This window comes from Mycolicibacterium smegmatis, from assembly GCF_001457595.1.
Lineage (GTDB): Bacteria > Actinomycetota > Actinomycetes > Mycobacteriales > Mycobacteriaceae > Mycobacterium > Mycobacterium smegmatis.
The window spans coordinates 1,257,453-1,283,569 of the sequence record NZ_LN831039.1 but is presented as its reverse complement, the minus strand read 5'-3'; the positions used below and the strand labels follow the sequence as shown (position 1 = coordinate 1,283,569).

At 67.3% G+C, this 26,117-nt stretch carries 21 protein-coding genes; 8 read left to right on the top strand and 13 right to left on the bottom strand.

Annotated elements, in window-relative coordinates:
- The first annotated feature begins 2 nt into the window (after positions 1 to 2).
- Positions 3 to 224, top strand: coding sequence for a hypothetical protein (locus AT701_RS05985; protein ID WP_003892554.1), 222 nt, complete (start codon positions 3 to 5; stop codon positions 222 to 224).
- Between the two features lie 55 nt (positions 225 to 279).
- On the opposite strand, the gene AT701_RS05980 is transcribed toward AT701_RS05985, so the two are convergent.
- Positions 280 to 2,154 carry a serine/threonine-protein kinase gene (locus tag AT701_RS05980; RefSeq protein ID WP_011727484.1) on the bottom strand — a complete coding sequence of 625 codons (1,875 nt, stop codon included), beginning with the start codon at positions 2,152 to 2,154 and terminating at the stop codon, positions 280 to 282.
- Positions 2,155 to 2,293: 139 nt separating this feature from the next.
- The gene (locus AT701_RS05975; RefSeq protein WP_011727483.1) at positions 2,294 to 3,976 is read right to left on the bottom strand and encodes a DUF7937 domain-containing protein; all 1,683 of its coding nucleotides are present in this window, start codon (positions 3,974 to 3,976) and stop codon (positions 2,294 to 2,296) included.
- A 188-nt stretch (positions 3,977 to 4,164) separates the two neighbouring features.
- Between AT701_RS05975 and AT701_RS05970 the strand changes: the two genes are divergently transcribed.
- A complete protein-coding gene (locus tag AT701_RS05970; protein ID WP_011727482.1) occupies positions 4,165 to 6,072 on the top strand; it encodes a DUF7159 family protein in 1,908 nt (635 codons plus the stop codon).
- Positions 6,073 to 6,090: 18 nt separating this feature from the next.
- Here AT701_RS05970 and AT701_RS05965 read toward each other — a convergent pair whose 3' ends face one another.
- Together AT701_RS05965 and AT701_RS05960 are read right to left on the bottom strand one after the other, a co-directional pair.
- Entirely contained in the window at positions 6,091 to 7,686 is a 1,596-nt protein-coding gene (locus tag AT701_RS05965) for an N-acyl-D-amino-acid deacylase family protein (protein ID WP_011727481.1), read from the bottom strand.
- A gap of 8 nt (positions 7,687 to 7,694) precedes the next feature.
- Complete coding sequence (locus AT701_RS05960) at positions 7,695 to 9,035, bottom strand: Na+/H+ antiporter NhaC family protein (protein WP_223495378.1); 1,341 nt, start codon at positions 9,033 to 9,035, stop codon at positions 7,695 to 7,697.
- Between the two features lie 241 nt (positions 9,036 to 9,276).
- Between AT701_RS05960 and AT701_RS05955 the strand changes: the two genes are divergently transcribed.
- On the top strand, positions 9,277 to 10,299 hold the full coding sequence (locus AT701_RS05955) for an Lrp/AsnC family transcriptional regulator (RefSeq protein ID WP_058125416.1): 1,023 nt from the start codon (positions 9,277 to 9,279) through the stop codon (positions 10,297 to 10,299).
- Positions 10,300 to 10,383: 84 nt separating this feature from the next.
- Positions 10,384 to 11,445, top strand: a complete 1,062-nt coding sequence (locus tag AT701_RS05950) for an IS630-like element ISMsm5 family transposase (RefSeq protein WP_058125415.1) — start codon at positions 10,384 to 10,386, stop codon at positions 11,443 to 11,445.
- Position 11,446: 1 nt separating this feature from the next.
- Here the strand turns inward: AT701_RS05950 and AT701_RS05945 are convergent, their stop codons facing one another.
- The 7 genes from AT701_RS05945 to AT701_RS05915 form a co-directional block, all read right to left on the bottom strand.
- Positions 11,447 to 12,334, bottom strand: a complete 888-nt coding sequence (locus AT701_RS05945; protein WP_058125414.1) for a cutinase family protein — start codon at positions 12,332 to 12,334, stop codon at positions 11,447 to 11,449.
- Positions 12,335 to 12,423: 89 nt separating this feature from the next.
- Entirely contained in the window at positions 12,424 to 13,968 is a 1,545-nt protein-coding gene (hutH, locus tag AT701_RS05940) for a histidine ammonia-lyase (RefSeq protein ID WP_058125413.1), read from the bottom strand.
- The gene (gene hutI / locus AT701_RS05935) at positions 13,965 to 15,155 is read right to left on the bottom strand and encodes an imidazolonepropionase (RefSeq protein WP_058125412.1); all 1,191 of its coding nucleotides are present in this window, start codon (positions 15,153 to 15,155) and stop codon (positions 13,965 to 13,967) included. Before hutI ends, hutH begins: the two co-directional genes overlap by 4 nt.
- Positions 15,152 to 16,483: a formimidoylglutamate deiminase gene (locus tag AT701_RS05930; protein ID WP_058125411.1), complete on the bottom strand. Its 1,332-nt coding sequence runs from the start codon at positions 16,481 to 16,483 to the stop codon at positions 15,152 to 15,154. The genes hutI and AT701_RS05930 overlap by 4 nt, the downstream gene beginning before the upstream one ends.
- A complete protein-coding gene (locus AT701_RS05925; RefSeq protein WP_058125410.1) occupies positions 16,480 to 17,694 on the bottom strand; it encodes an allantoate amidohydrolase in 1,215 nt (404 codons plus the stop codon). Before AT701_RS05925 ends, AT701_RS05930 begins: the two co-directional genes overlap by 4 nt.
- The gene (hutU, locus tag AT701_RS05920; protein WP_058125409.1) at positions 17,691 to 19,349 is read right to left on the bottom strand and encodes a urocanate hydratase; all 1,659 of its coding nucleotides are present in this window, start codon (positions 19,347 to 19,349) and stop codon (positions 17,691 to 17,693) included. Before hutU ends, AT701_RS05925 begins: the two co-directional genes overlap by 4 nt.
- A 61-nt stretch (positions 19,350 to 19,410) precedes the next feature.
- Complete coding sequence (locus AT701_RS05915) at positions 19,411 to 20,301, bottom strand: MurR/RpiR family transcriptional regulator (RefSeq protein WP_223495376.1); 891 nt, start codon at positions 20,299 to 20,301, stop codon at positions 19,411 to 19,413.
- 353 nt (positions 20,302 to 20,654) lie between these two features.
- Between AT701_RS05915 and AT701_RS05910 the strand changes: the two genes are divergently transcribed.
- The gene (locus tag AT701_RS05910; protein WP_058125407.1) at positions 20,655 to 22,091 is read left to right on the top strand and encodes a purine-cytosine permease family protein; all 1,437 of its coding nucleotides are present in this window, start codon (positions 20,655 to 20,657) and stop codon (positions 22,089 to 22,091) included.
- Between the two features lie 8 nt (positions 22,092 to 22,099).
- Here the strand turns inward: AT701_RS05910 and AT701_RS05905 are convergent, their stop codons facing one another.
- On the bottom strand, positions 22,100 to 23,554 hold the full coding sequence (locus tag AT701_RS05905) for a PE-PPE domain-containing protein (protein WP_223495373.1): 1,455 nt from the start codon (positions 23,552 to 23,554) through the stop codon (positions 22,100 to 22,102).
- Between the two features lie 98 nt (positions 23,555 to 23,652).
- Positions 23,653 to 24,012 carry an Rv2640c family ArsR-like transcriptional regulator gene (locus AT701_RS05900; protein WP_003892534.1) on the bottom strand — a complete coding sequence of 120 codons (360 nt, stop codon included), beginning with the start codon at positions 24,010 to 24,012 and terminating at the stop codon, positions 23,653 to 23,655.
- 100 nt (positions 24,013 to 24,112) lie between these two features.
- On the opposite strand from AT701_RS05900, the gene AT701_RS05895 reads away from it, so the two are divergent.
- From AT701_RS05895 to arsB, 3 genes are all read left to right on the top strand, one after another.
- Positions 24,113 to 24,577, top strand: a complete 465-nt coding sequence (locus tag AT701_RS05895) for an ArsI/CadI family heavy metal resistance metalloenzyme (RefSeq protein WP_003892533.1) — start codon at positions 24,113 to 24,115, stop codon at positions 24,575 to 24,577.
- A gap of 78 nt (positions 24,578 to 24,655) precedes the next feature.
- Positions 24,656 to 25,027: an ArsR/SmtB family transcription factor gene (locus AT701_RS05890; RefSeq protein WP_003892532.1), complete on the top strand. Its 372-nt coding sequence runs from the start codon at positions 24,656 to 24,658 to the stop codon at positions 25,025 to 25,027.
- On the top strand, positions 25,024 to 26,100 hold the full coding sequence (arsB, locus tag AT701_RS05885; protein WP_058125405.1) for an ACR3 family arsenite efflux transporter: 1,077 nt from the start codon (positions 25,024 to 25,026) through the stop codon (positions 26,098 to 26,100). The genes AT701_RS05890 and arsB overlap by 4 nt, the downstream gene beginning before the upstream one ends.
- Positions 26,101 to 26,117: the final 17 nt, after the last annotated feature.

Genomic DNA, 26,117 nt, shown 5'->3' with positions numbered 1-26,117 from the left:
CAGTGAAGAAGCGCTGGAATGACCTGTCCCCCACCGCCAAGGCCGCCGTGATCGGTGTTGCCGCGGTGGATGCCGGTCTGCGCGCCTGGGCACTGCGTGACCTCGCCGGCCGCGATGCGAACCAAATTCGTGGCCCCAAGAAGCTGTGGAGTGTGGCCCTGGGCCTCGTCACGAGCGGTGGCGTGCTGCCCGCCCTGTATCTGGTGGCCGGCCGCAAGTCCTGAGTCCCAGGCGTTTGTGGAGTTTTTCTGGCGCTGAGCGCCGGAAAAACTCCGCAAGTCAGTTGTACTTGGTGCTGCCGGCGATGGGCCGCCACGTGCTGACGACTTTCGCGGCGCAGTTGTCCCTGTCGAATCCCGCGCTGCTGCACCACGCGAGGATTTCGCCGGGGTTATCCGATGTCAGACCGACGATGGTCACCCAGAAATCTCGCCCGTCGTAGGTCGACCAGTCCCCTGACCACAGGAGGCGAACATCCGGGTAGGTCGCTCGCATCCGCATGTGCTGGTCGAGAATTCTGGCGTTGTCCCACGTCACCCCGTCGGCGACCAGACCCGCACGCTTGGAACTGATCTGGGGCACCCACTGATCGGCGAGGATCGCGGCGACGTAGGGACGGTCGTTGTTGGCCAGGGCGCGCAGGCGTTGAAGGCTGGTGTCCTCGGCTTTGGGCGTGACCGTCACCGTGCGGGTGGCGGTGGGCGGCGGTGATGCCTTGGCCGGTGGGGCCGTGGTCGTGGGTGTCGGTTCGTCGTGAACGGTGCCGAGCAGGAACTGGATTCCGGCTTTGGCTTCCTCCTCGGTGTAGCTCATCTCGGCGCGCTGCGCCACGTGCACACGGTAGAAGCGAGCACCGCTCGGCACGTCGTCGACCCGGAACTTGAGGAAGCAGCCGTTACCGCCCTTGCTACTGCTCTCGATGGCGCCCTTGGCGAGCAACTCGCCGGACTCGTTTTCCACGGTGATCGGCGTCTCGGGGCCGATGTCGCCGTAGTCGCTCGTCCCGGCGCACATGAAACCGCTTGGCAGACCGTTGGTTTTGACCACGTCGGGCGGCAACTGCAGTGTTCCCGCAATGCTGAACGGCTCGGCGGACGGCGCCTCTTCGGTTGGCTTGATGAGAAGAGCCGCAGCCGCGACCACCGCAACCACGACTGCGGCGGCTGCCGCGGCCAACGCCACACGCCGGTATCGCGAACCATTCGGTGGTGGCGGGGCCGCGGGGCCGCTCGGGTATGGCACGGCCACCGGAGCGAGCATGGTCGGCACGTCGTTGGGGCTGGGTACGGGCGCGGTCATCGTCGCCGCGTGGTTCTGGGGGTGCTCGAGAGCGTTCGCGAAGTCCGTGCACGTCGCGAACCGGTCGTCCGGGTTCTTGGCCAGCGCGCGAGACAGCGCCGCATCCAGCGGGGCGAGTTCCGGTCGCGAGTCGCCGAGCGCCGGTGGCGGTGCGTTGAGGTGCTGACCGATCACGACCGCCGGGTTGGAGTTCTCGAACAGCGGCCCGCCGGTCAGCAGATGATATGCCGTCGCCGCCAGCGAGTACTGATCGGCCCGACCGTCGAGTTCCAGCCCCATCAACTGTTCCGGTGCCGCGTACGCCGCGGTTCCGACGGTCATGTTCGTCGCGGTCAGGCCGTTGCCCGCGCTGTCGCCCAGATCTCTTGCAACCCCGAAGTCGCCGAGCAGGATTCGTCGCTCTCCGTGGTCACCGTCGGAGATCAGGATGTTGGCCGGCTTCACGTCGCGATGCAGCAGACCCCGACCGTGCGCATAGTCCAGCGCCGCCGCGACCGCCTTGACGATGTCGAGAACCTCGGGGACCGGCATGCCATCCGGGTACCGGTCATGCAGCAGGCGGCTCGCGTCGGTTCCGTCGACGAAGTCCATCGAGATCCACAACCGGTTCCGGTGCTTGCCTCGATCGTGGATGCCCACGATATGCGGGTGCCATAGTTTCGCCGCCAGGTCGGCTTCCTTGTTGAATCGCTCGACATAGGCGGGATCGGCCGAGATGTTGGCACGCAGCACCTTGAGCGCGTCATGCCTGGGCAACCTCGGATGCTGGGCGAGATACACCTCACCCATTCCCCCGGAGCCAAGCATCCGCTCAACCGTGTAGCCGGCGATTTTCGCCCCCTGCGACAACGCCATGGCCCGTTCTATCACGGGCAACGCGATGCCGACCTACGGTTTGGAGAGAATATTTACGCCCATTTCGGGCCACCACAGCAAATGGCTCGACGATTTTGTGCACCGCGTGTCACGCCGGTTGTGGCTAATGGTGCACAAGTCACCGGTTGTTGTCGGGTGGCCGGGGTGTGAACCCGGAACTGGGCCGTCGCTGGATCCGCAGCGTGGTCGTGGGGACCTGGAGTTCTGTGGTGGGCGGCGCGGGCAGGACGGTTGTCGAATCCTCTTTCAGGCGAACGATCTTCGGCACCGCCGCGGGCTGTGGCCGGCGCGCGAGGGTTGGCGGCGCGGAGTCGTCCACCGGCACCGCGGGGGTCACCGGCGCGGGAGTCACCTGCGCAGCAGGAGCGGGCGCGGGTTTCGCGGTCTGACGACGCGACAGGTACCCGGCCAGCGGGCCGGTGAACAGCAGCACGGCCAGCACCAGCAGGCTCAGCACGCACACCACGATGTCGAAGGTGCTGGTGATCTGCTGTGCCAGGTTGTTGCCGTAGATCGCGTCGGGCGCAGGCGCGGCGTACCGCGGCGCCAGGGCCACGCCGATGGCGACGTCGGCGACGGTGAACACGAACAGCACCGCACTGAACGCCGCGGTCACCACCGTGGACACCACGCCCTTGCTGATCTGGCGGTGCACCCAACGGGCGATGATCGCCGTCAGGAGGCTGAACACCGTCATCGCGACGCTGTCGTAGAGCGCACGCGGAAGGTTGAGGGACTCGGCGACCGCATAGTCGACGATGCGCAGCGCGGCCGCCGCGAAACCCCAGAACGCGATGAGCGTCAAGCACTTCAGGGCCGCGCCCCGGTAGGCGCCGAGGGTCGGCGGCTTGATGAGGAACACCGCGTACAGCGTCGTCGGGGCGACGATGGCCGCACCGACCGCCCACGCGAGATACCCCTCGTAGCCGACCGCGGCGGTGGAGGTGTTCTCCGCGATGCCGTGGAAGGCGTCGATGTCGCGGCCGATGCCCATGAGCCACACCAGCGTGGCCGCGACGGCGCCGGACACCCCGACCGCGGTGGTCGCAAGGCGCGCGGCCGCGGTCTTCTCGGTGAGCCATCGGGAGGCGATCACCAGCGCGGTCATCGCCTCGGCGCCGTAGAGCACCGTCGTGACGATCACCGCGACGTCGTGGCTGCCGAACGCGACCTCGGTGACGAACAGATACCGCAGCCGCCAGTACAGGTTGAACGCCACCGACAGCGTCGCCAGCGCGATCGAGAGGAAACCGATCGCCTGCGTCACGGTGTACCAGCGGCGGAACTTGTTGTCCTCGATGGTGATCGACGTGATCGGCGGCTGCGCGGCCAACAGCGCGCCTGCCGCGCCGAGCAGCAGGCCCGGCCCCACACCGGGCGGCACGGCCCCGGTACCGCCGTTGCGGACGGTCTGCACCAGGTGGAACGCCACGAAGCCGATCACCACGACCAGGTACGCCACGCACAACAGCAGCCGGACCACGCCGGTGCGGCGCACATCGGCCTTCGGCGCGGCCAACCGCAGCGGCCCGACGTGCGGGGCCAGCGCGGCCGCCAGCGCGAGCACCGTCACGACCGCGAGCACCACGAACGTCGACCCGTCACTGCCGGGCACCCCGACACCGAACTGCAGGTTCCACGGCAGCAGCAGCGCCAGCACCAGCAACACGACGGCCACCCCGTCGCGCACACGGTTGGTGCGGGTGGGCACGTAACCGACGCGCGGTGACCGCGCCACCGATGGCGCAGCTGTCGTGGCCACCGCGACAGTTTCGGACGCGTCGTAACGCGGGTCGGTCACGTACCGATTCCTCTCTATGAGTGATGTCGCGGAGCGAGCGCACTGCAGGCGAACACTGCCAACCAGCGTGCTCAGTTTCGCCTCCCCGCACAAGCAGCGTATTGGCACCAGGGATCGCGAAGGCTGTGCGGTAGCTTGAAACAAGCCCGTCGGAGCTCGGAAAACACGCGAAGCAAGGAGTGGAAACCGTGGACGTAGTCCTCGGGGTGGCCGTCACCGGACGGGTGGCACGCCTGGCGATGATCGGTGCACCTGCCAATGGTGGCCAGCTGTTGGACCAGTATGCGCTGGACCTCTCCGACGACGGGTTGGCCGAGCTGGCCGAGACGATCATCGGCACCTATCAGGCCGTGACCGAATCCGGTAATCAGGTGGCCGCGACGCGGCTGTGCCTGCCCGATCCCGCCGAAGCCGACACACTGCGCATGACCGTGGCGAACGCCGGGGTGCCCAACGTCGACGTGGTCGCCGAGGCCGAGGCCGCCGCGGCGCTGGCCCGCAGCGCAGGCGCCGACGCGGCATTGCTGGTGGCCGACGACGACACGGCGTCACTGACGGTGATCGGCGAGGCCCCCGAAGGTCCTTCCACCTCGACGCTGGCGTCGGTGCCGATCGGCACGGCCGGTGTGGCCGCCGCATGCGCGACGGTGCTGCAGCAGGCCGCGGGCGAGGCGCCCACGCGCGTGATGCTGGTGGGGCAACGCCTCGACCTCGACTCGGTGGCCGCCGAGCTGCGGTCGATGGCGCCGGTGGAGGTGCCACCGGACGCCGGTTTCGCGATCGCCCGCGGCGCGGCCCAGTCCGCGGAGGGTTTCGCGCCGGCCGGTGCGGCGACACAGATGGCCCCGGCGCTCGACGCGACGCAGATGGCGCCTGCCGCCACCGACGCCACCCAGCTGGCGCCGTCGGTGGACGCCACGCAGCTGGCCCCCGCGGCGGATGCCACCCAGCCGGCTCCCGCGGCGGCGGATGCGACGCAGATGGCTCCCGCCGCATCGGACGCGACGGTGGCGACCCCGACGGACGCCGCAGGTCAGGTGGGCCCTGAGCTCGCGTACTCGCAGGAGCCCGAGGCCGAGCCGTGGGCCGAGTACGACGAGATGCCGATGGACCCGCTCAGCGAGTTCGTCCCCGAGCAGGCCGAAGAGGCCGGGTACACGACCGTCATCGCACCGCCGCCTCCGCGCATGCTGCTGGTGGGCAGTGCCCTGACATTCGTCGCGGTGAGCTTCGCGACGCTGGCCGTGACAGTCGCGATCAACGTCCGTCCCGCGGCCGATGTGCGCGCCCAGCCGGTGACGCCGACGCAGTCGGACACCGTGCCCGGCCGGTACCTGCCGCCGGTTCCGCACGAGCCCGACCCGGTGGCGCTGCCGGTGACGGTCCTGACGCCGCCGCCCGCGCAACCGGTCGCGCCGAACACCCGCACGGGCAACAACACCCAGCCGGCTCCGCAGGCACCGCCGGCGCCCCAGGCTCCGCCGCCGGCCGCTCCTGCACCGCAGCCCCCGGCCCCGCAGGCACCCGCGCCTGTGCCGATTCCCGTCCCGCTGCCGCCGGTGATCGTGGTGCCGCCGCTGACGCCGCCGTGGACTCCTCCGTGGGCCACACCGACGTCCCCGACGACGCCTCCCACATCGACGAGCACACCGACGACGACTCCACCGACCACTCCGTCAACCACTCCGCCGACCACGACGGCACCGCCGACCTCGACAACGACGGCACCGCCGACGACGTCCACCACCACGGCACCCACTACGACGACCGTGCCGACCACCACGGCTCCGCCGACGTCCTCGGTGCCCACCACGACGTCCGCTCCGACGACGACATACACGCCGCCGGTGGAGGAGGAACCGACGTACACGCCTCCGGTGGAAGAGCCCACCTACACGGCGCCCGTCGAGCAGCCGTCGACCACGGTGTATCCGGACACTCCGTCATGGGGTGACGATTCGTCTTCAAGTGGCGGGTCGAGCGGCGGTTCCCGCGGTGGATCGAGCGGGTCGAGCAGTGACGACTCGTCGTCGGGCGGCAGCTACGGCGGCGGATCGGACGACTCGCCGGTCACGACGATCTTCGACAGCCCCTAGGTCAGGCCAGCGGCGCCGTCACGCCGGCTTCCGCTTCTGCAGGAGCCTGCCCGCGTGATTCTTGGTGAATTCGCCGTCCAGCAATGTAGGTGTGCCGTTGACCAGTACGGTGTGGACACCTCGGGCAAGCTGCCACGGATCGTCGAAAGTGGACGTGTCCGCGATCGAATGGGGATCGAGCACCACGATGTCGGCGGCCGCGCCGACGGTCAACGAGCCACGGTCGGTGATGCCGATCCGGGATGCGGGCAACGTGGTCATTTTGCGGATCGCCTCTTCCAGTGAAATGGTCGGCTGCTCGCGCACATAGCGACCGAGCACTCGTGGGAAGGTGCCGAAGCTGCGTGGGTGCGGCCGACCGGGACCGGAGGGGGCGAGCATCCAGCCGTCGCTGGCCACCGAAACCCATGGATGAGCCAGGACGGTACGCACATCGTCTTCGCTCATCGCATGGTTGACGATGGTCACCGAACCCGCGTGCGCGGCAAGTACGTCGAGGGCCACCTCGGCGGCGTCCACACCTCGATCCCGCCCTATCCGCGCGATCGACCACCCCACATAGCTATCGAACTCTCCCGGCGGCAGGTCGGCGATGACGACGCCCTCCGGGTCGATATCGCGCCCGAACCGAGCTCGCATCTCCTCGGCGATGCGTGCGCGCTGCACCGGGTCCGCCAATCGGTCCAGCAGAGCCGGGCGGCCACCGTCGATGGCCCATCTGGGTACGCGAGAGGAGAGGTCCGTACTGGACGCGGTGTAGGGGTAGACGTCAGCCGCCACATCCACGCCCCGCGCGCGGGCCGCGTCGATCAGCTCGAGCGCTTTGTCGACCGCTCCCCAGTTCTCCGGGCCCATGGCTTTGAGGTGAGAGATCTCCAACCGCGCACCCGAGCGCTCGGCGGTACCGATCGCCTCCTCGACCGCCTCGACGAGTTCCGATGTCTCGCTGCGCATGTGTGTCGAGTAGAGCAGATCGCACGAGGCGGCCGCGGAGACCAACGCGACGAGCTCATCCGTGAACGCGAACAAACCCGGAATGTAGATCAGCCCGGTGGAGAAACCGACCACGCCGGGGTGTTGCGCCGATTCCTCGATCAAGGAACACATTTCGCGCAGTTCGCGAGTGTCGGGGGCACGGTCCTGCTGCCCCATCACGGCGACACGCAGTGCGTTGTGCCCGACCTGCAGACCCACGTTCACCGCGGGACCCGCGGCCATCACGGTCTCGCCGAAGCCTGCCGCATCGGTCCACTCCCAGCTCAGCGGGAAATCGCGAAAAGCCGTGGAGAGTCGAGCCTCTTCCTGGTCGCGCACCGGAAACGTCGACTGGCCGCAGTTGCCGGTGATCAGCGTCGTCACGCCCTGTGCTATCGCGGTTTCGGCAGTCGGGTGGCCGGCGACGGTGAAATCGGCGTGGGAGTGCAGATCGATGAATCCCGGCGCGACGACGCGATCGGTGGCGTCGATACGGGTGGTGGCCTGGTACGGGCCCATCCCGATGGCGGTGATGACGTCGCCTGTCACGGCGAGATCGGCCCGTTCGGCCGGGCGACCGGTACCGTCGATCACTCGTCCGCCGGTGATGACGATGTCATGTGTGATGGCGTGATTCATGCTGCTACTCAGCGGGTTTCGACGAACATGATGGCGATGTACATGACCACCGCGGGGATGAGCAGTGCCCACCCGGTCAGCAGGATGTTGCGCAAGCTCAGCGATCGGGCCAAACCCATGGCGCCGACCATGTTGGCGTTCGGGAACGGACCGTAGGTGTCGGCCTTGGAAGCGAACAGCAGGACCACCACCCAGGTTCCCGCACTCACGCCGAGCGCGCCGGCGAGTTCGCCGAACAACTTGTCCAGCAGGACAACCTGCGGCGCCGTCGCTCCTGGCACCCCCACCCAACCCAGTAGTGCGATGATCAACGCGAACGAGAAGGCGCCGAGGTGTTCGAGTCCGCTTCCGTACGTATCGAGTACCACGCCGAATGGGTCGATGCGATTCATCGCATTGAAGAGCACCGCGAGCAACCAGAACAGCAGGAAGATGTTCATCAGGCCGGCCGCGCCGGCGTAGACGCGACCGGCGATCAGCGTCGGCGAGAGACCACCGGCCAGCCCGGTGATGATCGCGAGCACCGGCAGTGCGAGTAGCGGAAAGCTGGTTTCCGCCGAGGTGAGGGTGGCATACAACACGCTGGTGAGCAGACCGACCGAGAACACGACCGTGGCCCTCGATGCGTGCGGGTGCTGGAGCTGATCGTCGGTACCGATCTCGTCGTCGCGGTAGTAGTCGTTCTCGCGTGCGGTGCGGCGCTGCATCCACGGCACCACGATCAGCCCGACGACCAAGGACAGCACCGCCAGCGGGCCTGCGCCGTAGGCCACGTATTGCAGGTATCCGACATCCGCGGCGTCCATCACAGCGATGTTCGAGCCGGCGAATGGTGCCATCGCCAGTCCTGCGCATCCACCGATGAAAATCGTCGACGTCAGCGCTGAGCGCGTGAAGCCCAGCTTCGCCGCGATCGGCAGCAGCAGCGGGACCGCGATGGCGAGTGCGCCGGCGAGCGTGCCGAGTGCCGCCACCAGGATCAGGCACGAGAGCATCATCCCCAAGGTGACCGCGGTTCGGCTCTTGTCGCCCGCAATGCGCATGACAGATTGCACTATTCGGCCAGCCACACCGGTGGCTCGTAGCACCTCGGCCAGTCCTGCACCGAGCAGGATGATCAGTCCGATCATGGTCACCTGGTCGCCCAGGGACTCCCCGAGTATCTCCCCGGCGGCGGCCGGTGTCGGGAGCAGAACCAACAACGCCGATGCCACCGACACCACCGTGGCGATGACGAGGTCCATCCCACACAGCGCGAGAACCACGTAAGTGGCGAGCGGGAGAAGACCCCACATCGTGGGGCCATCGACGGCGACGCCGATGACCACGGATACCCCGAGGGCGGCCACTGCGGCTGCGTAGAGGATCCGGTGCCGCCGCCCATCGTGTCCCGGCCTTGCGGCGTGATTGGGCTCCGCAGGCGTTGAAGCAGCCCCAGCATCGATTCCGACATCGGGACTTTGCTTACTGCTGTTCATCACACTCCCCTGCTGTGACACCACATGTGGTGGTGAAGAGCAAAAGGCCGATGATCGAAGTAGGCTGCATGATGCAGGATTCCGTCAAAATCGATCTCTATACAGTTGCCGTATGCAGGATCTCGTCGATGAAACCGACCTGGCGCTCCTCAATGCTCTGCAGGTGGCCCCGCGTGGATCGTGGGCGATCTTGGGCCGGGCGTTGGATCTGGATCCGGCCACGGTGGCGCGGCGCTGGAGGCGTCTGCAGACCGAGGGATACGCTTGGGTGACCTGCGGAGTCGGACCACCGCGACACAACACGTTCTGCCTGGCCTACATCGAGATCGAATGCGTACGTGGCGAGTTCGACGCCGTGCAGGATGCCTTTGTCCGACAGCCCGAGGTGGTCTACATCCACCACCTGACGGGACCGCGGGGCCTGCTCATCGTGGTGGCACGAAGCTCACCGACGCTGATCTCTGAGTACATCCGTGACACGGTCGAACCGATGCCCGGCATTCGCAGCTACCACGCCGAGATCCGCACAGCCGGCCACGTGGAGCCCAGCCGTTGGCGGCTGCGAAGCCTGGACCAGGACCAACAGCGCGCGTTGGAAGCCGGTACCGAAGCCGAGGAACGTGCCCACGATATCCGACTGGAAGCGGTCGACCAGCAGATCTACCAGCTGCTTCATGAGGACGGCCGAATGCCGTTCACCACGCTTGCCGAGCGCGCCGGCGTCAGCGAGCCGACGGTGCGCCGGCGCGCAAATCGCCTTCTGAACAGCGGAATCCTGAGGTTGCGTTGCGAAGTCGTGCAATCCGTCTCCGGTTGGCCGGTATCGGCGGTCTTGTGGGCCGCGACGCCTCCCACACACGTCGAGAGCACGGTGCAGTCGTTCGCCGCGCTGCCACAGGTTCGGTTGTGCTGCAGCCTGACCGGCCCGCGCAATCTTCTCCTGATGGTCTGGCTGCGCTCATTGGATGCCCTGCCGCAACTCGAGCGGACGCTGTACGAACGCGCGCCCGAGTTGACCATTGTCGATCGCGCCATCTGCCTGCACACGGCGAAACAACTCGGTCGCGTGCTGAGTCGAGAGGGGCGAGCCACCGCGCAGGTTCAGACCACCCTGGAAGCCTTTCCGGTGTTGTGACCCTCACGATGGCGCAGGTTGGGGTTCATCGGCGCCACTAGTGTCGCGCGTCATTAATTAGTTTACAGTGTGGGATGATGGTGTATGCCGTCATCCACATTGGTGATCAGTTCTGAAGATCGTGTGACGTTGGAGTCGTGGACGCGGTCCTCGACGGTGCCTGCCGGCCGTGTTGAGCGGGCGCGGATCGTGCTGGCGGTGGCCGACGGTGCGGGGACCTCGGGTGCGGCGCGGCAGGTGGGGGTGTCGCGGCCGACGGTGATCAAGTGGCGGGATCGGTTCGCCGCGTTCGGCATTGAGGGGCTTGATGACGAACCACGCAGCGGCCGACCCAAGACGGTCGATGACGCCGAGATCCTGGCGACCACGCTCGAGCCGCCACCGGAATCGTTGGCCGTGACCCACTGGTCGAGTCGACTGCTCGGAAAGCACCTCGGGATCGGGGATGCCACGGTGGCCCGGGCGTGGCGACGCTACGGGGTCAAACCGTGGCGGCGCGAGACGTTCAAGTTCTCCACCGACCCTGAACTGGAGGCCAAGGTCCGTGACGTGATCGGCCTGTATCTGAACCCGCCAGAAAAGGCGGTCGTGTTGTGCGTGGACGAAAAGAGCCAGATTCAGGCACTCAACCGCACCCAGCCGATTTTGCCGTTGCGTCCGGGACTGCCGGAGAAGGCGACCCACGACTATCAGCGCAACGGCACCGCCACGTTGTTCGCCGCCTTGGAAATCGCAACCGGCAAAGTGACCGACCGCTGCTACGAGCGGCACGGCAAAGCCGAGTTCCTCGATTTCCTCAAGACGGTCGCCCGGGCCTACCCGCGCCGCAAACTGCATGTGGTGTGCGACAACTACCACACCCACAAACACGCTGACATCAATGCGTGGTTGGTCAAGAATCCCCGCGTGACACTGCATTTCACCCTGACCTCAGGCTCCTGGTTGAACCTGGTCGAGGTGTTCTTCTCGATCATCACCCGCCAAGCAATCCGCCGGGGCTCGTTCAACAGCGTTAAAGAACTCATCGCTGCCATCAGCGCCTTCATCGAGGGCTGGAACCAACGCGCCCACCCATTCGTGTGGACCAAGACCGCCGACGAAATCCTGCCCCACACTCGTAAACAAACTTCAGACGCGCGACACTAGGTCAGGCCAGCGGCGCCGTCGGGGGCGGCGCGACGGCAGGCCCGGGCAGCGGACCCGTACCGACCGGCGCCGGCGTCGACGCGATCTGCTGGACCGGCGGTGTGGCACCGACCGGGGCCGACAGCGGCGACGGTGTGCGGGTCGGTGGTGTGCGCGGTGCCGGTGTGGCCTCGTCAGGGGTTTCCTCGTCGGCGGCCTCTTCGGCCGCCCAGTCCGCCTGGAGTTTCTGCGCGACGAACGTCGCGGCCTGCGTTACGAGCCCGAATTCCTGATATTGGTTGTGTACCGCGAAACTGCTGCCCTTCGGATCGCACACCAGATCGTTGTCGACGCACAGATCGATGGCCTTCGCGGCGTAGTACGGGCCGACGACCACCGGTGGATCGTTGAGCACCCGCATGAACCGCGGTGACGGTTTGCCGAACAAGGCCACGGCAGCAACGTGATCGGCGATCTCGGGCGGCATGGGTGCGGGCACTTCCGCGGGCGAAACACCATCGGGCACAGCGCTTGAGGTGACGAATCCCATCACCGCGGCACCTTGTGAGAATCCGCCGAGCACCATTTTGGTGTCGGGACAGTTGGCGGCGTTGGCCAGAATACGGGCCCGGGCATCGGCAATGCCTTGTACCGCTGTGGAGAACGCGGTGGTGGCCGGGTAGTCGACGGCGTAGACGCCCAGTGTCTTGTCGCCGAGCTGCGGGCGCAACGCCTCGACGAACGCGTCCCCGGTGGGACCGAGGCCGGGCAATTCCGTTGTGCCGCGGGCGAATATCACTTCAGCATCCGGACACGGTGCCGCCATTGCGGACGGCATCGCCGCGATCTGCATGCCGGACGTCGCTGCCGCCGCAACGGCAACGAGACCGGCGAGTCTCAACCTCCCCATAGCTCATGCTGGCACAGCGTTTCAAGCCATGCCGTGCGAGATCGCAGAGGCATAGAGTTTTCACAAGTTCCCAAGAGAACACTCAGAATTTAATGCAATGCCCCGATGGCCGATTCCGCGGCGGCGACCATCGCCCCGTTGCCGACCATCGTGGCGGCAGCTTCGATTTCGGGCGCCAGGAAGCGGTCGGGACCGGGACCGGCGACATGGTCACGCAACGCCTTCACCACCGCGGCCGTCGCCGGCGCCGGAGTCAGGGGTGCGCGCAGGTCCAGTGCCCGTGCCGCGGTGAGGATCTCGATGGCAAGTACGTTCTTGAGACCGTCGACGGCCCGCCGCAGCTTGCGCGCCGACGACCAGCCCATCGAGACGTGGTCCTCTTGCATGGCGCTCGACGGGATGGAGTCGACGCTGGCAGGGGTGGCCAGGCGCTTGAGTTCGGACACGATCGAGGCCTGCGTGTACTGCGCGATCATGTGGCCGGAGTCGACGCCGGGATCGTCGGCGAGGAACGGCGGAAGGCCCTTGTTGCGGCTCGGGTCGAGCAGGCGGTCGGTGCGTCGTTCGGACATGCTGGCGACGTCGGCGACCGGGATCGCCAGGAAATCCAACGCATATCCGATCGGGGCGCCGTGGAAGTTCCCGTTGGATTCCACGCGTCCGTCGTGCAGCACCACGGGGTTGTCGACCGCGGCCGCCAGTTCACGGGCCGCGACCATGCGGGTGTGTTCCAGGGTGTCGTGGGCAGCGCCGTGCACCTGTGGTGAGCAGCGCAGCGAGTACGCGTCCTGCACCACGGTGCAGTCCGGGCCGCGGTGCGATTCCATGATGGCCGAGTCGGCAAGCAGACGGCGCAGGTTCGACGCGCTGGTTCGCTGACCCGGATGCGGGCGCAGCGCCTGCAGGTCGTCGGCGAAGACGCGGTCGGTGCCGAGCAGCGCCTCGACGCTCATGGCCGCGGCGATGTCGGCCGTCTTGAGCAGCATCGCGAGATCGTGCTGCGCGAGGATGAGCATGCCCAGCATGCCGTCGGTCCCGTTGATCAGCGCCAGGCCCTCTTTCTCGGACAGCTGCACGGGTTGCAGTCCAGCCGCCGCCAGGGCGTCGGCCGCCGGGCGCAGCGTGCCGGACGCGTCGCGCACCTCACCCTCCCCCATCAGCGCGAGCGCGCAGTGGGCCAGCGGCGCGAGATCACCCGAACAGCCGAGGCTGCCGTATTCGCGCACCACCGGGGTGATGCCGGCGCTGAGCATCGCGGCCATGAGTTCGGCGGTCTGCGGCCGGATCCCGGTGTGGCCGGTGGCCAGCGTCGACAACCGCAGCAGCATCATCGCGCGCACCACTTCGCGCTCGACCTCGGGCCCGGTGCCCGCGGCGTGCGAACGCACCAGCGACTTCTGCAGTGCCACCCGCAGTTCCGGGGCGACGTGCCGGGTGGCCAGTGCACCGAACCCGGTGGACACCCCGTAGGCAGGAACCGGCGCCTGGGCCAACTGCTCGACCGCGTCACGGGACTTGGCGATGGCGGCCGACGCATCGGGGGTCAGCACCACCAGAGCGTTGTCGCGCGCGACGTGCAGCACGTCCGACGGCGCGAGCGGTCCCACCCCGACTTTGACGGTCACAGTTGTCATGAAGTCACCTCTTTTGTCTGCCAGACGATTTCGCCGTTGCGGAGCACGGCCGCGACGAGCGGGACACCGGGCCGGTAAGCCAGATGGATATGTGAGGGCGCGTCGAGGAGCGCAAGGTCGGCCCGGGCACCGACCGCGAGATGGCCGACGTCATCACGGCGCAGGGCCCGCGCACCGCCAGCGGTGGCGGCCCACACCGCTTCGTCCGGGGTCAGGTGCATCTCGCGCACGGCCACCGCGATGCAGAACGGCATGTTGGTGGTGAAGCTCGATCCGGGATTGCAGTCCGGCGACAACGCCACCGTGACACCGGCGTCGAGCAACCGTCGCCCGTCAGGATAGGCGGCGCGTGTGGAAAATTCGGCGGCGGGCAGCAGCGTCGCGACGGTGTTGCTGCCGGCAAGGGCGGCGATGTCGGCGTCGGTGACGTGCGTGACGTGATCGGCGGAGGCCGCGTTGCATTCGACCGCCAGCTGCACGCCGGGTCCCGGTCCGAGTTGGTTGGCGTGGACGCGGGGTTGCAGGCCACGCGCGATACCGGCCTGCAGGATGGCCCGCGACTGGTCGACGTCGAATGCTCCCCGCTCGCAGAACACGTCGACCCATTTGGCCGCCGGGGCGCATGCGTCGAGCATGGCGGTGCACACCAGCTCGACGTAATCGTCTGGTGTGTCGGCGTATTCGGGCGGCACCACGTGGGCACCCATGAACGTCACCTCGTCGGTGATCTCGGCGGCGACCTGCAGGCTGCGCAGTTCCTGCTCGACGGTGAGCCCGTAACCGGACTTGCACTCGAGCGTGGTGGTGCCCGACCGCGTTGCCTCGGCGGCCAATCGGGTGACCGTCGACTTGAGCGTGGCATCGGTGGCATCGCGTGTCGCGGTGACGGTGGTGCGGATACCGCCGGCCTGATACGGGGTTCCCGACATGCGGGCGGCGAATTCTTCGGACCGGTCCCCGGCGAACACCAGATGGGCGTGACTGTCGACGAACCCGGGGATGACGGCACGGCCGGCGGCGTCGAGGCGCGTATCGGCGGCGGGCGCGTCGGATCTGGATCCGTACCAGGCGATCCGGCCGTCCTCGACGACGACGGCAGCGTCGCGGAGCACGCCCAGCGGGCCGGCGTCGAGGGTCGGGTCGTTGGTGACGAGTGATCCGATGTTGTCGATGAGCAGTGTGGTCATACGAGGATGTCCTTGATCGCGGCGTGCAGGGCGGCGGGTACATCGTCGACCATGGTGTGCCGTCCGTCGGCGACCACCTGGCGTCCACCGACGACGACGTCGCGCACGTCGCCGGCATGGGCGGCGAACACGACTGACTCCAAAACGGTTTCGGGTTGCACACCGGCGAGGCGCACCGAGTCGAGCGAGACGGTCACCAGATCAGCGGTCGCACCTGGGGCGATACGGCCTGCCGTCGGCCAGCCGAGGGCGCGGTGGCCGTCGGCCGTGGCCGCGGTGAGCAGTTGCGCCGCGGTCCAGTGGCCGCGCTTCTCGCTGCGCAGCCGTTCGTCGAGTTCGACGGCGCGGGCCTCCTCGAACAGGTCGATGATCGCATTGCTGTCGCTGCCCACCGACAGCGCGCATCCGGCGTCGGCGAGTTCACGTGCCGGGCCGATGCCGTCGGCCAGATCGCGTTCGGTGGTCGGGGTGATGCAGACGGCGGTACCGGCGCCGGCCAGGTCGGTGATGTCGGTGTGGGTGAGGTGGGTGGCGTGCACGGCGGTGGCGTTCGCACCGAGGGCGCCGTGCTCGGCGAGCAGGCGTGTGGGCGTGGTGCCGTAGGCCTGCAGGCACGCGTCGTTCTCGGCGCGTTGTTCCGACAGATGGAAGTGCAGGGGCGTGTCCCGCTGGTTTGCCCATTCCGCGACGGCACCAACGGAATCCGGCGGGACGGCACGCACGGAGTGGATGGCGGCGCCGATCTTGGCGTGGGGTGCGGCGGCGAGTTTGTCGGCGCGTTCGGCCCACGTCGCGGCGTCGCCGTCCCCGAACCGCAGTTGCGGTCCCCGCAGCTCCTGTCCGACACCGCCGGTGAGGTAGCACGTGTCGAGCAGCGTGATGCGGATGCCCGCGGCGTGGGCCGCGGCGATCAGCGCGGCGCCCATGGCGTTCGGATCGTCATAACGTGCCCCGCCGGGCCGGTGGTGCAGGTAGTGGAACTCGCCGACGCAAGTGATGCCGGCCAGCGCCATCTCGGCATAGGTGGCGAGGGCCAGCGCGTAATAACCGTCGGGGGTGAGACGTTCGGCGACGGCGTACATGTCCTCGCGCCAGGTCCAGAAGCTGCCGCAACCACGATGGGTACGGCCGCGCAGGGCGCGGTGGAAGGCGTGGCTGTGCGCGTTGGCCAGTCCTGGCAGGGTCACGCCCCGCAGGTGCACGGCGTCGGCAGGGCGTGCGGCGTCGCGCTGCACGGCCGTGATGGCGTCGCCGTCGACGGTGATCAGCACGTTGTCGGCCACCTGCTCGTCACCGAGCCAGGCGTGGTCTGCGAAGTAGGAGCTCATGTGCAGGCCAGTTCCTCCAATACCGTCGCGAGCGCCTGCACCCCGGCGACGCAGTCCTCGGCGTCGGCGTGTTCGCTGGGGCTGTGGCTCACGCCGGTGTGGTTGCGCACGAACAACATTGCCGAGGGCACGTGCGCCGAGAGGATGCCCGCGTCGTGCCCGGCACCGGTTGGCAGCACCGGAACACCGCCCAGCGCGGCGGCAAGACGGTCGCGCAGCGTCTCGTCGAACACCACTGCCGGTGAATACGATTCGCGCTCGACCTCGACCGCGGTGCCGTGATCGTTCGCGGCCTTGGCGGCGGCGTCCTCGACGGCGCGCACCATGCGTTCGAGCACCGCGTCGTCCCCGGCGCGCGCATCGAGCCACGCGTTGATCTGCGACGGGATCGCGTTGGCACCGTTGGGGATGATGAACGCCTTGCCCATCGTGGCGACGGCACCGTTGGCCTCGGCGGCATCGCGCGCGGCGAGCACCGCGGCGGCAAAGGCGAGTGTGGGATCGTGCCGGTCGGCGAGCCGTGTGGTCCCCGCGTGATTGGCCTCACCGCGGAATGCGAAGCGCCAACGGCCGTGTGGCCAGATCGACGTGGCCACGCCGACGGGGGCGTTCATGGTGGTCAGCCCACGACCCTGTTCGACGTGCAGTTCGACGAACGCGCCGATCCGGTTCAGGACGGTGTCGTCGCGACCGAGGTCGTTGGGGTCGGCCCCGGCGGTGCGCATCGCCTCGGCGACCGTGACGCCGTCGACGTCGTACAGGTTGCGGGCCTTCTCGGGGCTCAGGGCACCGGTGAGCAGTTGGCTGCCGATGCACGCCACACCGAAGCGGGCGCCTTCCTCGTCGACACAGTTGACGACCGCGATCGGATGGGTGGGTTGCACACCGCGGCTGCGCATCTCGTCGATGGCGAGGAACGCCGACACCACACCGAGCGGCCCGTCGAACGCGCCGCCGCTGGGCACGCTGTCGAGGTGGCTGCCGGTGACCACGGCACCTGGGCCGGGGGTGCCCCACCACGCCCACTGGTTGCCGTTGCCGTCGCATTCGTAGGTGAGGCCGCGACTGTGCGCCTGATCGCTGAACCAGGCGCGCATGTCGGCGTCCGGACCGGTCCACGCGAAGCGGTGGTACCCGCCGGACAGTTTGTCGCGGCCGACGGGTTGCAGATCGGCCCAGGTGGTCTCGAACCGCTGATCGAGGGGTTTCACTCGCCCTCCCTCATCGGGATCCGCACACCGCGCTCGGCGGCGATCTCTTCGGCGCGTTCGTAACCGGCGTCGACGTGGCGGATGACGCCCATCCCTGGATCGTTGGTGAGCAGCCGCGAAAGTTTCTGCGCGGCAAGCTCGGTACCGTCGGCCACACCCACCTGACCGGCGTGGATCGAGCGGCCGATGCCGACACCGCCGCCGTGGTGGATCGACACCCACGTCGCACCCGAGGATGTCGCGGTGAGCGCGTTGAGCAGCGGCCAGTCGGCGATCGCGTCGGAGCCGTCGAGCATCGCCTCGGTTTCTCGGTAGGGGCTGGCCACCGAACCGGAGTCCAGGTGATCGCGGCCTATGACGATGGGCGCGGACACCTTGCCGCTGGCCACCAGGTCGTTGAACAGCACGCCGGCCTTGTCGCGTTCGCCGTAGCCCAGCCAGCAGATCCGTGCCGGCAGGCCCTGGAAGGAGATCTTCTCGCGGGCGCCACGCATCCACTTCTGCAGGCGGTCATCGTCGGGGAACAACTTCATGATGGCCTCGTCGGTGGCGTGGATGTCCTTGGGGTCACCCGAGAGTGCCACCCACCGGAATGGTCCGCGGCCCTCGCAGAATTGCGGGCGGATGTAGGCGGGGACGAATCCGGGGAACTCGAAGGCACGGTCATATCCGGCCTTTCGTGCCTCGTCGCGGATCGAGTTGCCGTAGTCGAACACCTCGGCCCCGGCGTCCTGGAACTCCACCATGGCCCGCACCTGGACGGCCATGGACTCCTCGGCACGTTCGGTGAACTCGTCGGGTTTCTTGGTGGCGTAGTCCTCCCAGTCCTCGACCGAGATGCCGATCGGCAGATACGACAGCGGATCGTGGGCGCTGGTCTGATCGGTCACCAGATCGATGGGCACACCGCGGCGCAGCAGTTCGGGGAACACCTCGGCGGCATTGCCCACCACGCCGACCGACCAGGCGCGCTTGTCTTTGCGTGCCGCGACGGCCTTGGTCACCGCGTCGTCGAGGTTGTCGGCGACCTCGTCGAGGTAGCGGTGTTCGACGCGACGCCGCAGGCGGGCCTCGTCGACGTCGACAATCAGGCAGGCCCCGCCGTTGAGGGTGACCGCCAGCGGTTGGGCACCGCCCATGCCACCGCAGCCCCCCGTGAGCGTTAGAGTGCCGGCCAGGGTGCCGCCGAAGCGTTTCTCCGCTGCCGCGGCGAACGTCTCGTAGGTGCCCTGGACGATGCCCTGGGTGCCGATGTAGATCCATGACCCCGCGGTCATCTGCCCGTACATCGTCAGGCCCATGGCTTCGAGGCGCCGGAACTCAGGCCAGGTGGCCCAGTCCCCCACCAGGTTCGAGTTCGCGATCAGCACACGCGGCGCCCACTCGTGGGTCTGGAACACCCCGACCGGCTTGCCGGACTGCACCAGCATGGTCTCGTCCTCACGCAACGTGGTGAGGGTTCGGACCATCGCGTCGAAGCTGGCCCAGTTCCGCGCCGCGCGGCCCGTCCCGCCGTAGACGACGAGATCGTCGGGCCGTTCGGCGTTTTCGGGGTCCAGGTTGTTCATCAGCATCCGCAGCGGCGCCTCGGTGGCCCAGCTGCGAGCGGTCAGGGTCGTGCCACGGGGCGCGCGGACGGGGCGGGCACCTTCCATCAGAGCCTCCTTCGCGGCCGGTTCTCAACCGGCCGGCAGGTGTGAAAATCGTTGTCGCATATCAATCGATGAACAGGCAGCGCTCTTCGGCGCGCTGATCGAACTCTTCGAGGCGCGCCTGGCCGTGATCAGGCAGCGCCTCCGTCATCGCCTGCAGCAGACCCATGGTGAGCGCCAGGGGTGCCGTGCAGGAGTCGAAGGTCAGTTCGGAATTGACCGGAGCCGCGAGCAGGTCGTCGACGTCGTGCGCCAGCGGGCACAGCGGGCTGTCGGTGACCAGGGCGACGCGCAGACCCAACGAGCGGGCATAGCGGATCGAATCCAGCAGGGCCCGAGGATATCTCGGCAAGCCGAATGCCAGCATCCAGGTGGCCCCGGCCTTGGCGGCGACGGCGAGGACGTCGTCACCGTCGGATCCGGCCGGCACCACCCGCACGTCGGGATGCACCTTCGCGCCGAAGTACGCGAACAGGTCGGCGAACGGACGCGAGATGCGCAACCCCATCACCGGCAGGGGTTGTGAGCCGGCGAGGTTGCGGCCCACACGGTCCAGCCGTTGACCCGCCCACGGGCTCGACACCAGGCCCTCGATGTTGGCGACATCCTTGGCGACGGTGCGTTCGAGCACGTTGGCCACCAGACCGTTGGGAACACCCTTGGCCTGCGCGGCGATCTGGTTGCCCAGCTCGGCGCGCATCTCGGGATACCCGCGGAAGCCCAGTTCCATCGCGAACCGGGTCACGGACGCCTGGCTGACCCCGGAGCGTTTACCCAGGTCCTCGGCCGTCAGGGCGGCAGCCTGTTCGGGGTGGTCGAGCAGATACCGCGCCACACGACGATGTGCGGGCGACAGCCGGCGCCGGTTGATCACCATCTCCAGCCAGCGCCGCACGTCGGCGGGTTCGCCGTCCACGAAATCCGGGATCGCACCCTCATCGAGCCCCCGGTCCATGGCTGACGTCACCTCCATCGCGTTCATTCATGAATATCGCCGATGAATGAAGGGGTGTCAAGGTCGGGCCTCCACAGGCTCTGGGCTCGGGTTCACCATCCGACCTGTGTCAATGCCCCCAATCTGGATCGTCACGTAAATTTCTTGTGTCACAGGGCTTTGAAGTCGCTGTACGTGTTGCACGGTGCAGCACGACGCACTTGACTTGTCACCTGTCATCGCGACGACATACCGAGTGCGTGACACATGTGTTGACATTCGTCCATCCAAGGTTGATTCTGATGAATGTCGGCTGTGTCACGCGCCACATTCCGTGCCGTCCGCCCAGGCATGCTCAGAGATGGAAGCCGCTTATGTCACAACATGATTCATCGGGTCACGCTGGTTCAGCACCGGCGATCGAACGCCGCACCATCGACGTCATTCCCGACGAGGAACGGCACGGCAGCGTCCGCAACCAGTTCACGTTGTGGTTCGGGGCGAACACCCAGATCACCGCGATCGTCGACGGCGCCCTGGCGGTGGTGTTCGGCGCGGACGCACTGTGGGCGATCATCGGGTTGCTGATCGGCAACATCCTCGGTGGCATCGTCATGGCGCTGCACTCGGCACAGGGTCCGCGCATGGGACTTCCGCAAATGATCTCCAGCCGCGCGCAATTCGGTGTGCACGGCGCGGCGATCCCGCTGCTGCTGGTGGTGTTGATGTACCTGGGCTTCGCCGCGACCGGCAGTGTGCTGGCCGGGCAGGCGATCAACGAGATCCTGCATCTGGGCTCGTCCTCGGCGGGGATCCTGATCTTCGGCGCGCTCACGGCGGTGATCGCGGTCGTCGGGTACCGGGTGATCCACGTCGTCGGGCGCATCGCCACCGTCCTGGGCGTCATCGGCTTCACCTACCTGGCCATCCGGCTGTTCACCCAGTACGACGTGTCGTCGGTGATCGGCGTGGTGCCGTTCGACTTCGTCACGTTCCTGCTGGCGATCTCCCTGATCGCGGGTTGGCAGCTCACGTTCGGCCCGTACGTCGCCGACTACTCGCGGTATCTGCCGCGCAGCACCAGCGGGCGGGCCACCTTCTGGTCGACGTTCGCCGGTTCGGTGATCGGTTCGCAGTGGTCGATGACGTTCGGCGCGCTCGTCGCCGCGGTCGCCGGTGACGCGTTCCTCGGCGACCAGGTCGGCTTCGTCGGTGGCCTCGCCGGAACCGCCGCGCTGGCGGTGCTGATCTATCTGGTCATCGTCGTCGGCAAGCTCACCGTCAACACGCTCAACGCCTACGGCGGGTTCATGTGCATCCTGACCACCGTGAGCGGGATCAACGGCCAGACCCGCATCGCGCCCGCCGTCCGCGCCGCCTACATCGTGGGCTTCACCGCGGTGTCCGTGGCGATCGCCGTGGTCGCCAGCGCGGACTTCCTCGACAACTTCAAGAACTTCGTGCTGACGCTGCTCATGGTCTTCACGCCGTGGAGCGCGATCAACCTCACCGACTACTACGTGATCTCCAAAGAGCGCGTGGACATTCCGGCCCTCTACGACCCAGCGGGCCGGTACGGCTCATGGAACCTGCCCGCACTCGCCTGCTACGTCGTCGGCGTCGTCGTCCAGATCCCGTTCCTCGCGCAGAAGCTCTACACCGGGCCGATCACCAACATGCTCGGCGGTGCCGACATCTCCTGGATCGTCGGCCTCGTCGTCACCGCAGCGCTGTACTACTTCGTCGTCGGGCGGCGCACCAACGCACCGGCCGAGATGATCTACCCGGACAAGACGCCGATATCGGTGTGAGCCTGCCGTCAGGAGTCGGAGTCGCCGGACTTCGCGTCACCGGAGTCGGATTGGCCCGCTGACGCACCGTTGGAATCGGTGCTCGTAGCGGGCTTCGACGTCTTGGCGGGCCGGGTGGCCTTGGGCGTCAACGCCTTCGTGACGTTCTCGACGAGCTTGCGGAGCGGACGCGGACGGACGCGTTTGTCTGCCGCCTTCTTGGTGTCCTTCTTGGTGACCGTGACGTTTTTGACGGCGCCGGATTCGGTGACGCTCTTGATCGACGGCTCTTCGGATTCCGCGGCAGGTTTCGACGACACCGCGACAGTGGCGCCGAGAGCCTTCGCCGTGTCGTCATCCTGCCGCGGAGCGACTTGTTCCTCAACAGATTTCGGTTCGGCGTCGCGTTCCTCGACTGCGGGTGCCTTCGTCGTGGTGAGCCCCACGTCCTTCTTGAAGTCCTCGACGCCCTGCGCAATGGCTGACGGCAATTTCTGGATTGCCTTGATCGCCACGTCGGGCGGGGTGAAGAGGCTCGCCGTGATGTAGCGGTCCGGGTTGGCCACGGGGTCACCGCCGGGATAGGACGCGTCGACGATGACCTTGAGCGCCGGTTGCAGCAGGTCGGCGACCGCGTTGCCGAACCGACCGCCGACGTCGCGCAGCGGCTGCAGCATCGGCAGACCGTCGGCCCGGTAGGTCACGTAGGCGGTGTTGGTGTTGCCCAGGGTGCTCAGCGGCACCTTGGTCACGGTGCCGTCGACCTCGACGATGTAGTGGTAGCCCTTCTCAAGTTTCGGCTCACCGGTGACCGGATCGATGCCGAGCGCAGGATCCACCGGCAGGCCCGTGAATGCCTGCGACTTGTACCGGTAGGCGTAGGCGATGATCGAATTCAGTAGCGCGACAACGTTGGTCACGTACGCCGGGGCACTCGAGTTCCACGCGTACTCATAGCCGACGTCGACGATGTCGACGCCCTCGTCGGTCGGCGTCGGCCATGGGTAGACACCCAGGATGCTGAACGGGATGTACCTCGACCCGTAGCCGCCGTTGGGCCGGTTGACGCTGTTGTCCAGGATCCAGCGGGTGTTGAGCACCAACTCGCGGTCCTCGGGTCTGCCGCTGTTGAGCAGCAGGAGCATCGTGACCGTGGCGGCCCCGGAACCCCGCCCTGAGGTGAGCACCAGGTCGGGCTCGGGATCGCCGACGTTGTTGCGCAGCGCGGCCTTGAGGTTGTCGGGGTTGACGTTGTACGGGAACAGCGAGAACTGCGACACCACCGTCGGCCCGTATTTCTCGTTCCAGTCGAGGCCGTAGAACTTGTCGATGCCGTCGGCGTTCCAGTTGGTGGCGCTGCCGTGGGTGATGAGCGCCTTGAGGCCGACGCCGGAGGCCACGTGCGCGGTCCCCGGTGTCGTCGTCGCCACCGCGCCCACCCCGAGCGCGGTGGTCAGCGCGACACCTCCGACGAATGCCGGCACGCACGCGCGCCTGAAGTCGCGTCTCGCCACTGTTTGCCTCCCGCATGATCCCGGTTGTACCGCCGCTTGAGCGAGCAACCTATCAGCAGGTCACACGTCTAGCGACAGCAATTCGGATCCAGGACCACGCACAGCGCCTGAAGCGCTTCCGGATGGGCGCGGTGAAACACGTGCATCCCGCGGCGCTCCGAGATCACCAAGCCCGCCTTTCGCAGTTGCGCGAGGTGATGACTGACCGTCGACTCCGTGAGCCCCAGGGCCGCTGCCAGGTCGCCGCTGTTCTCCTCTCCCGCCGACGACGAGAAGAGATACGACATCAGCTTGACCCGCGCCGGGTCGGCGAGGGCCTTGAGGCGAAGGGCCACGCTGAGCGCGTCGTCATCGCTCATGGGACCGGCCGCGACGGGGGCGCAGCAGACCGGGCCGGAGGTGTCGATGACGGGCAGCGCTTTGGGCATGCCTCCATTCTAGCCACGGATATTGACATATATCGAAAAGGTGGCATTCTTGGCAGCATAAGTGTTCGACATATGTCGAAATAGTCAAGGAGGTCGCCTCATGTCCCGTGTTCAACTCGCACTCAACGTCGACAATCTCGACGAATCGATCACCTTCTACCGGAAGTTGTTCGGCGTCGAGCCGGCCAAGGTCAAGCCCGGCTACGCAAACTTCGCGATCACCGAACCCCCACTGAAGCTGGTGTTGCTGGAGAACCCCGGCAAGGGCGGCAGCATCAACCACCTGGGCGTCGAGGTGGAGTCCAGCGAGACGGTTCACGCCGAGATCGCCCGCCTCACCGGCGAGGGGCTGTTCACCGACGAGGAAATCGGCACCACCTGCTGCTTTGCGACGCAGGACAAGGTGTGGGTGACCGGACCGGCCGGCGAGAAATGGGAGGTCTACACGGTCCTCGCCGATTCCGACACATTCGGCGTGAGCCCGCAGCACTCCGCCGACAGTGCCGAGGGCGTGTGCTGCGGCGCTCAGCGCGACGAGACGTCTACAGAGTCTGCCTGCTGCTGATCGGCGAGACCGGGGCATGGCCACCGCAAGCCACGCCCCGGCCTGAATCGTGATATCGATATATGCCAATATCGATGAGTGTCGAATCAGACCTCAGAGCCCGATCCGGCCGCGTGCTGTCCATCGGGCGCACTGCTGCGTGAACCGCTGTCGGCGGCGCAGGCCGCCGAGATGGCAGTGAAACTCAAGGCCCTCGCCGATCCGGTTCGCCTGCAACTGTTCTCCGCGATCGCGAGCCGCGAAGGCAGCGAGGCCTGCGTCTGCGACATCTCCGCCGGTGTGGAGGTGTCGCAGCCGACCGTGTCGCACCACCTGAAAGTGCTGCGCGACGCAGGTCTGCTCACCTCGCAGCGCCGCGCGTCGTGGGTCTACTACGCCGTCGTCCCCGACGCTCTGGCAATCCTCGCCGTGCTGCTTGGTGCCGATCTCCGCGCCGAGGTCACCGCATGACCACGACCAGCACCACAGCCACAGTCGTCGGCAAGCTGTCCACGCTGGACCGGTTCCTACCGGTCTGGATCGGTGCCGCGATGGCGGCCGGACTGCTCCTCGGGCGGTGGATCCCCGGCCTGAACATCGCGCTGGAAGGGATCCAGGTCGACGGGATCTCGCTGCCGATCGCTCTGGGTCTGCTGATCATGATGTATCCGGTGCTGGCCAAGGTCCGCTACGACCGCCTCGACACCGTCACCGGGGACCGCAAACTGCTCGGGTCCTCGCTCATCCTGAACTGGGTGCTGGGCCCAGCACTCATGTTCACGCTGGCCTGGCTGCTACTGCCCGACCTGCCTGAGTACCGCACCGGGCTGATCATCGTCGGCCTGGCCCGCTGCATCGCGATGGTCATCATCTGGAACGACCTGGCCTGCGGGGACCGCGAAGCGGCCGCCGTCCTGGTCGCGTTGAACTCGATCTTCCAGGTCGTCATGTTCGCGGTGCTGGGTTGGTTCTATCTATCGGTGCTGCCAGGGTGGCTCGGATTGGAGCAAGCCACCATCACCACCTCGCCGTGGCAGATCGCGAAATCGGTGCTCATCTTCCTCGGCATCCCTTTGGCGGCCGGCTATCTGTCGCGCCGGATTGGCGAGAAGTCCCGAGGTCGCGAATGGTACGAGTCGAAATTCCTGCCGCGGGTCGGACCGTGGGCGCTCTACGGGTTGCTGTTCACCATCGTGGTTCTCTTTGCCCTGCAGGGTGAACAGATCACCAGCCGGCCGCTGGACGTCGTCCGCATTGCGCTGCCCCTGTTGGCCTACTTCGCGATCATGTGGGGTGGCGGATACCTGCTGGGCGCGATGCTGGGCCTGAACTACGAACGCACCACCACACTGGCTTTCACCGCGGCGGGCAACAACTTCGAACTCGCCATCGCCGTCGCCATCGCGACCTACGGCGCCACCTCCGGCCAAGCCCTCGCCGGAGTCGTCGGCCCTCTCATCGAGGTGCCGGTCCTCGTCGCGCTGGTCTATGTCTCACTGGCCCTGCGCAAACGGTTCAGCCGACCCGAGAAACTCATGCCATGACCGGTCTTCGCGAGGTG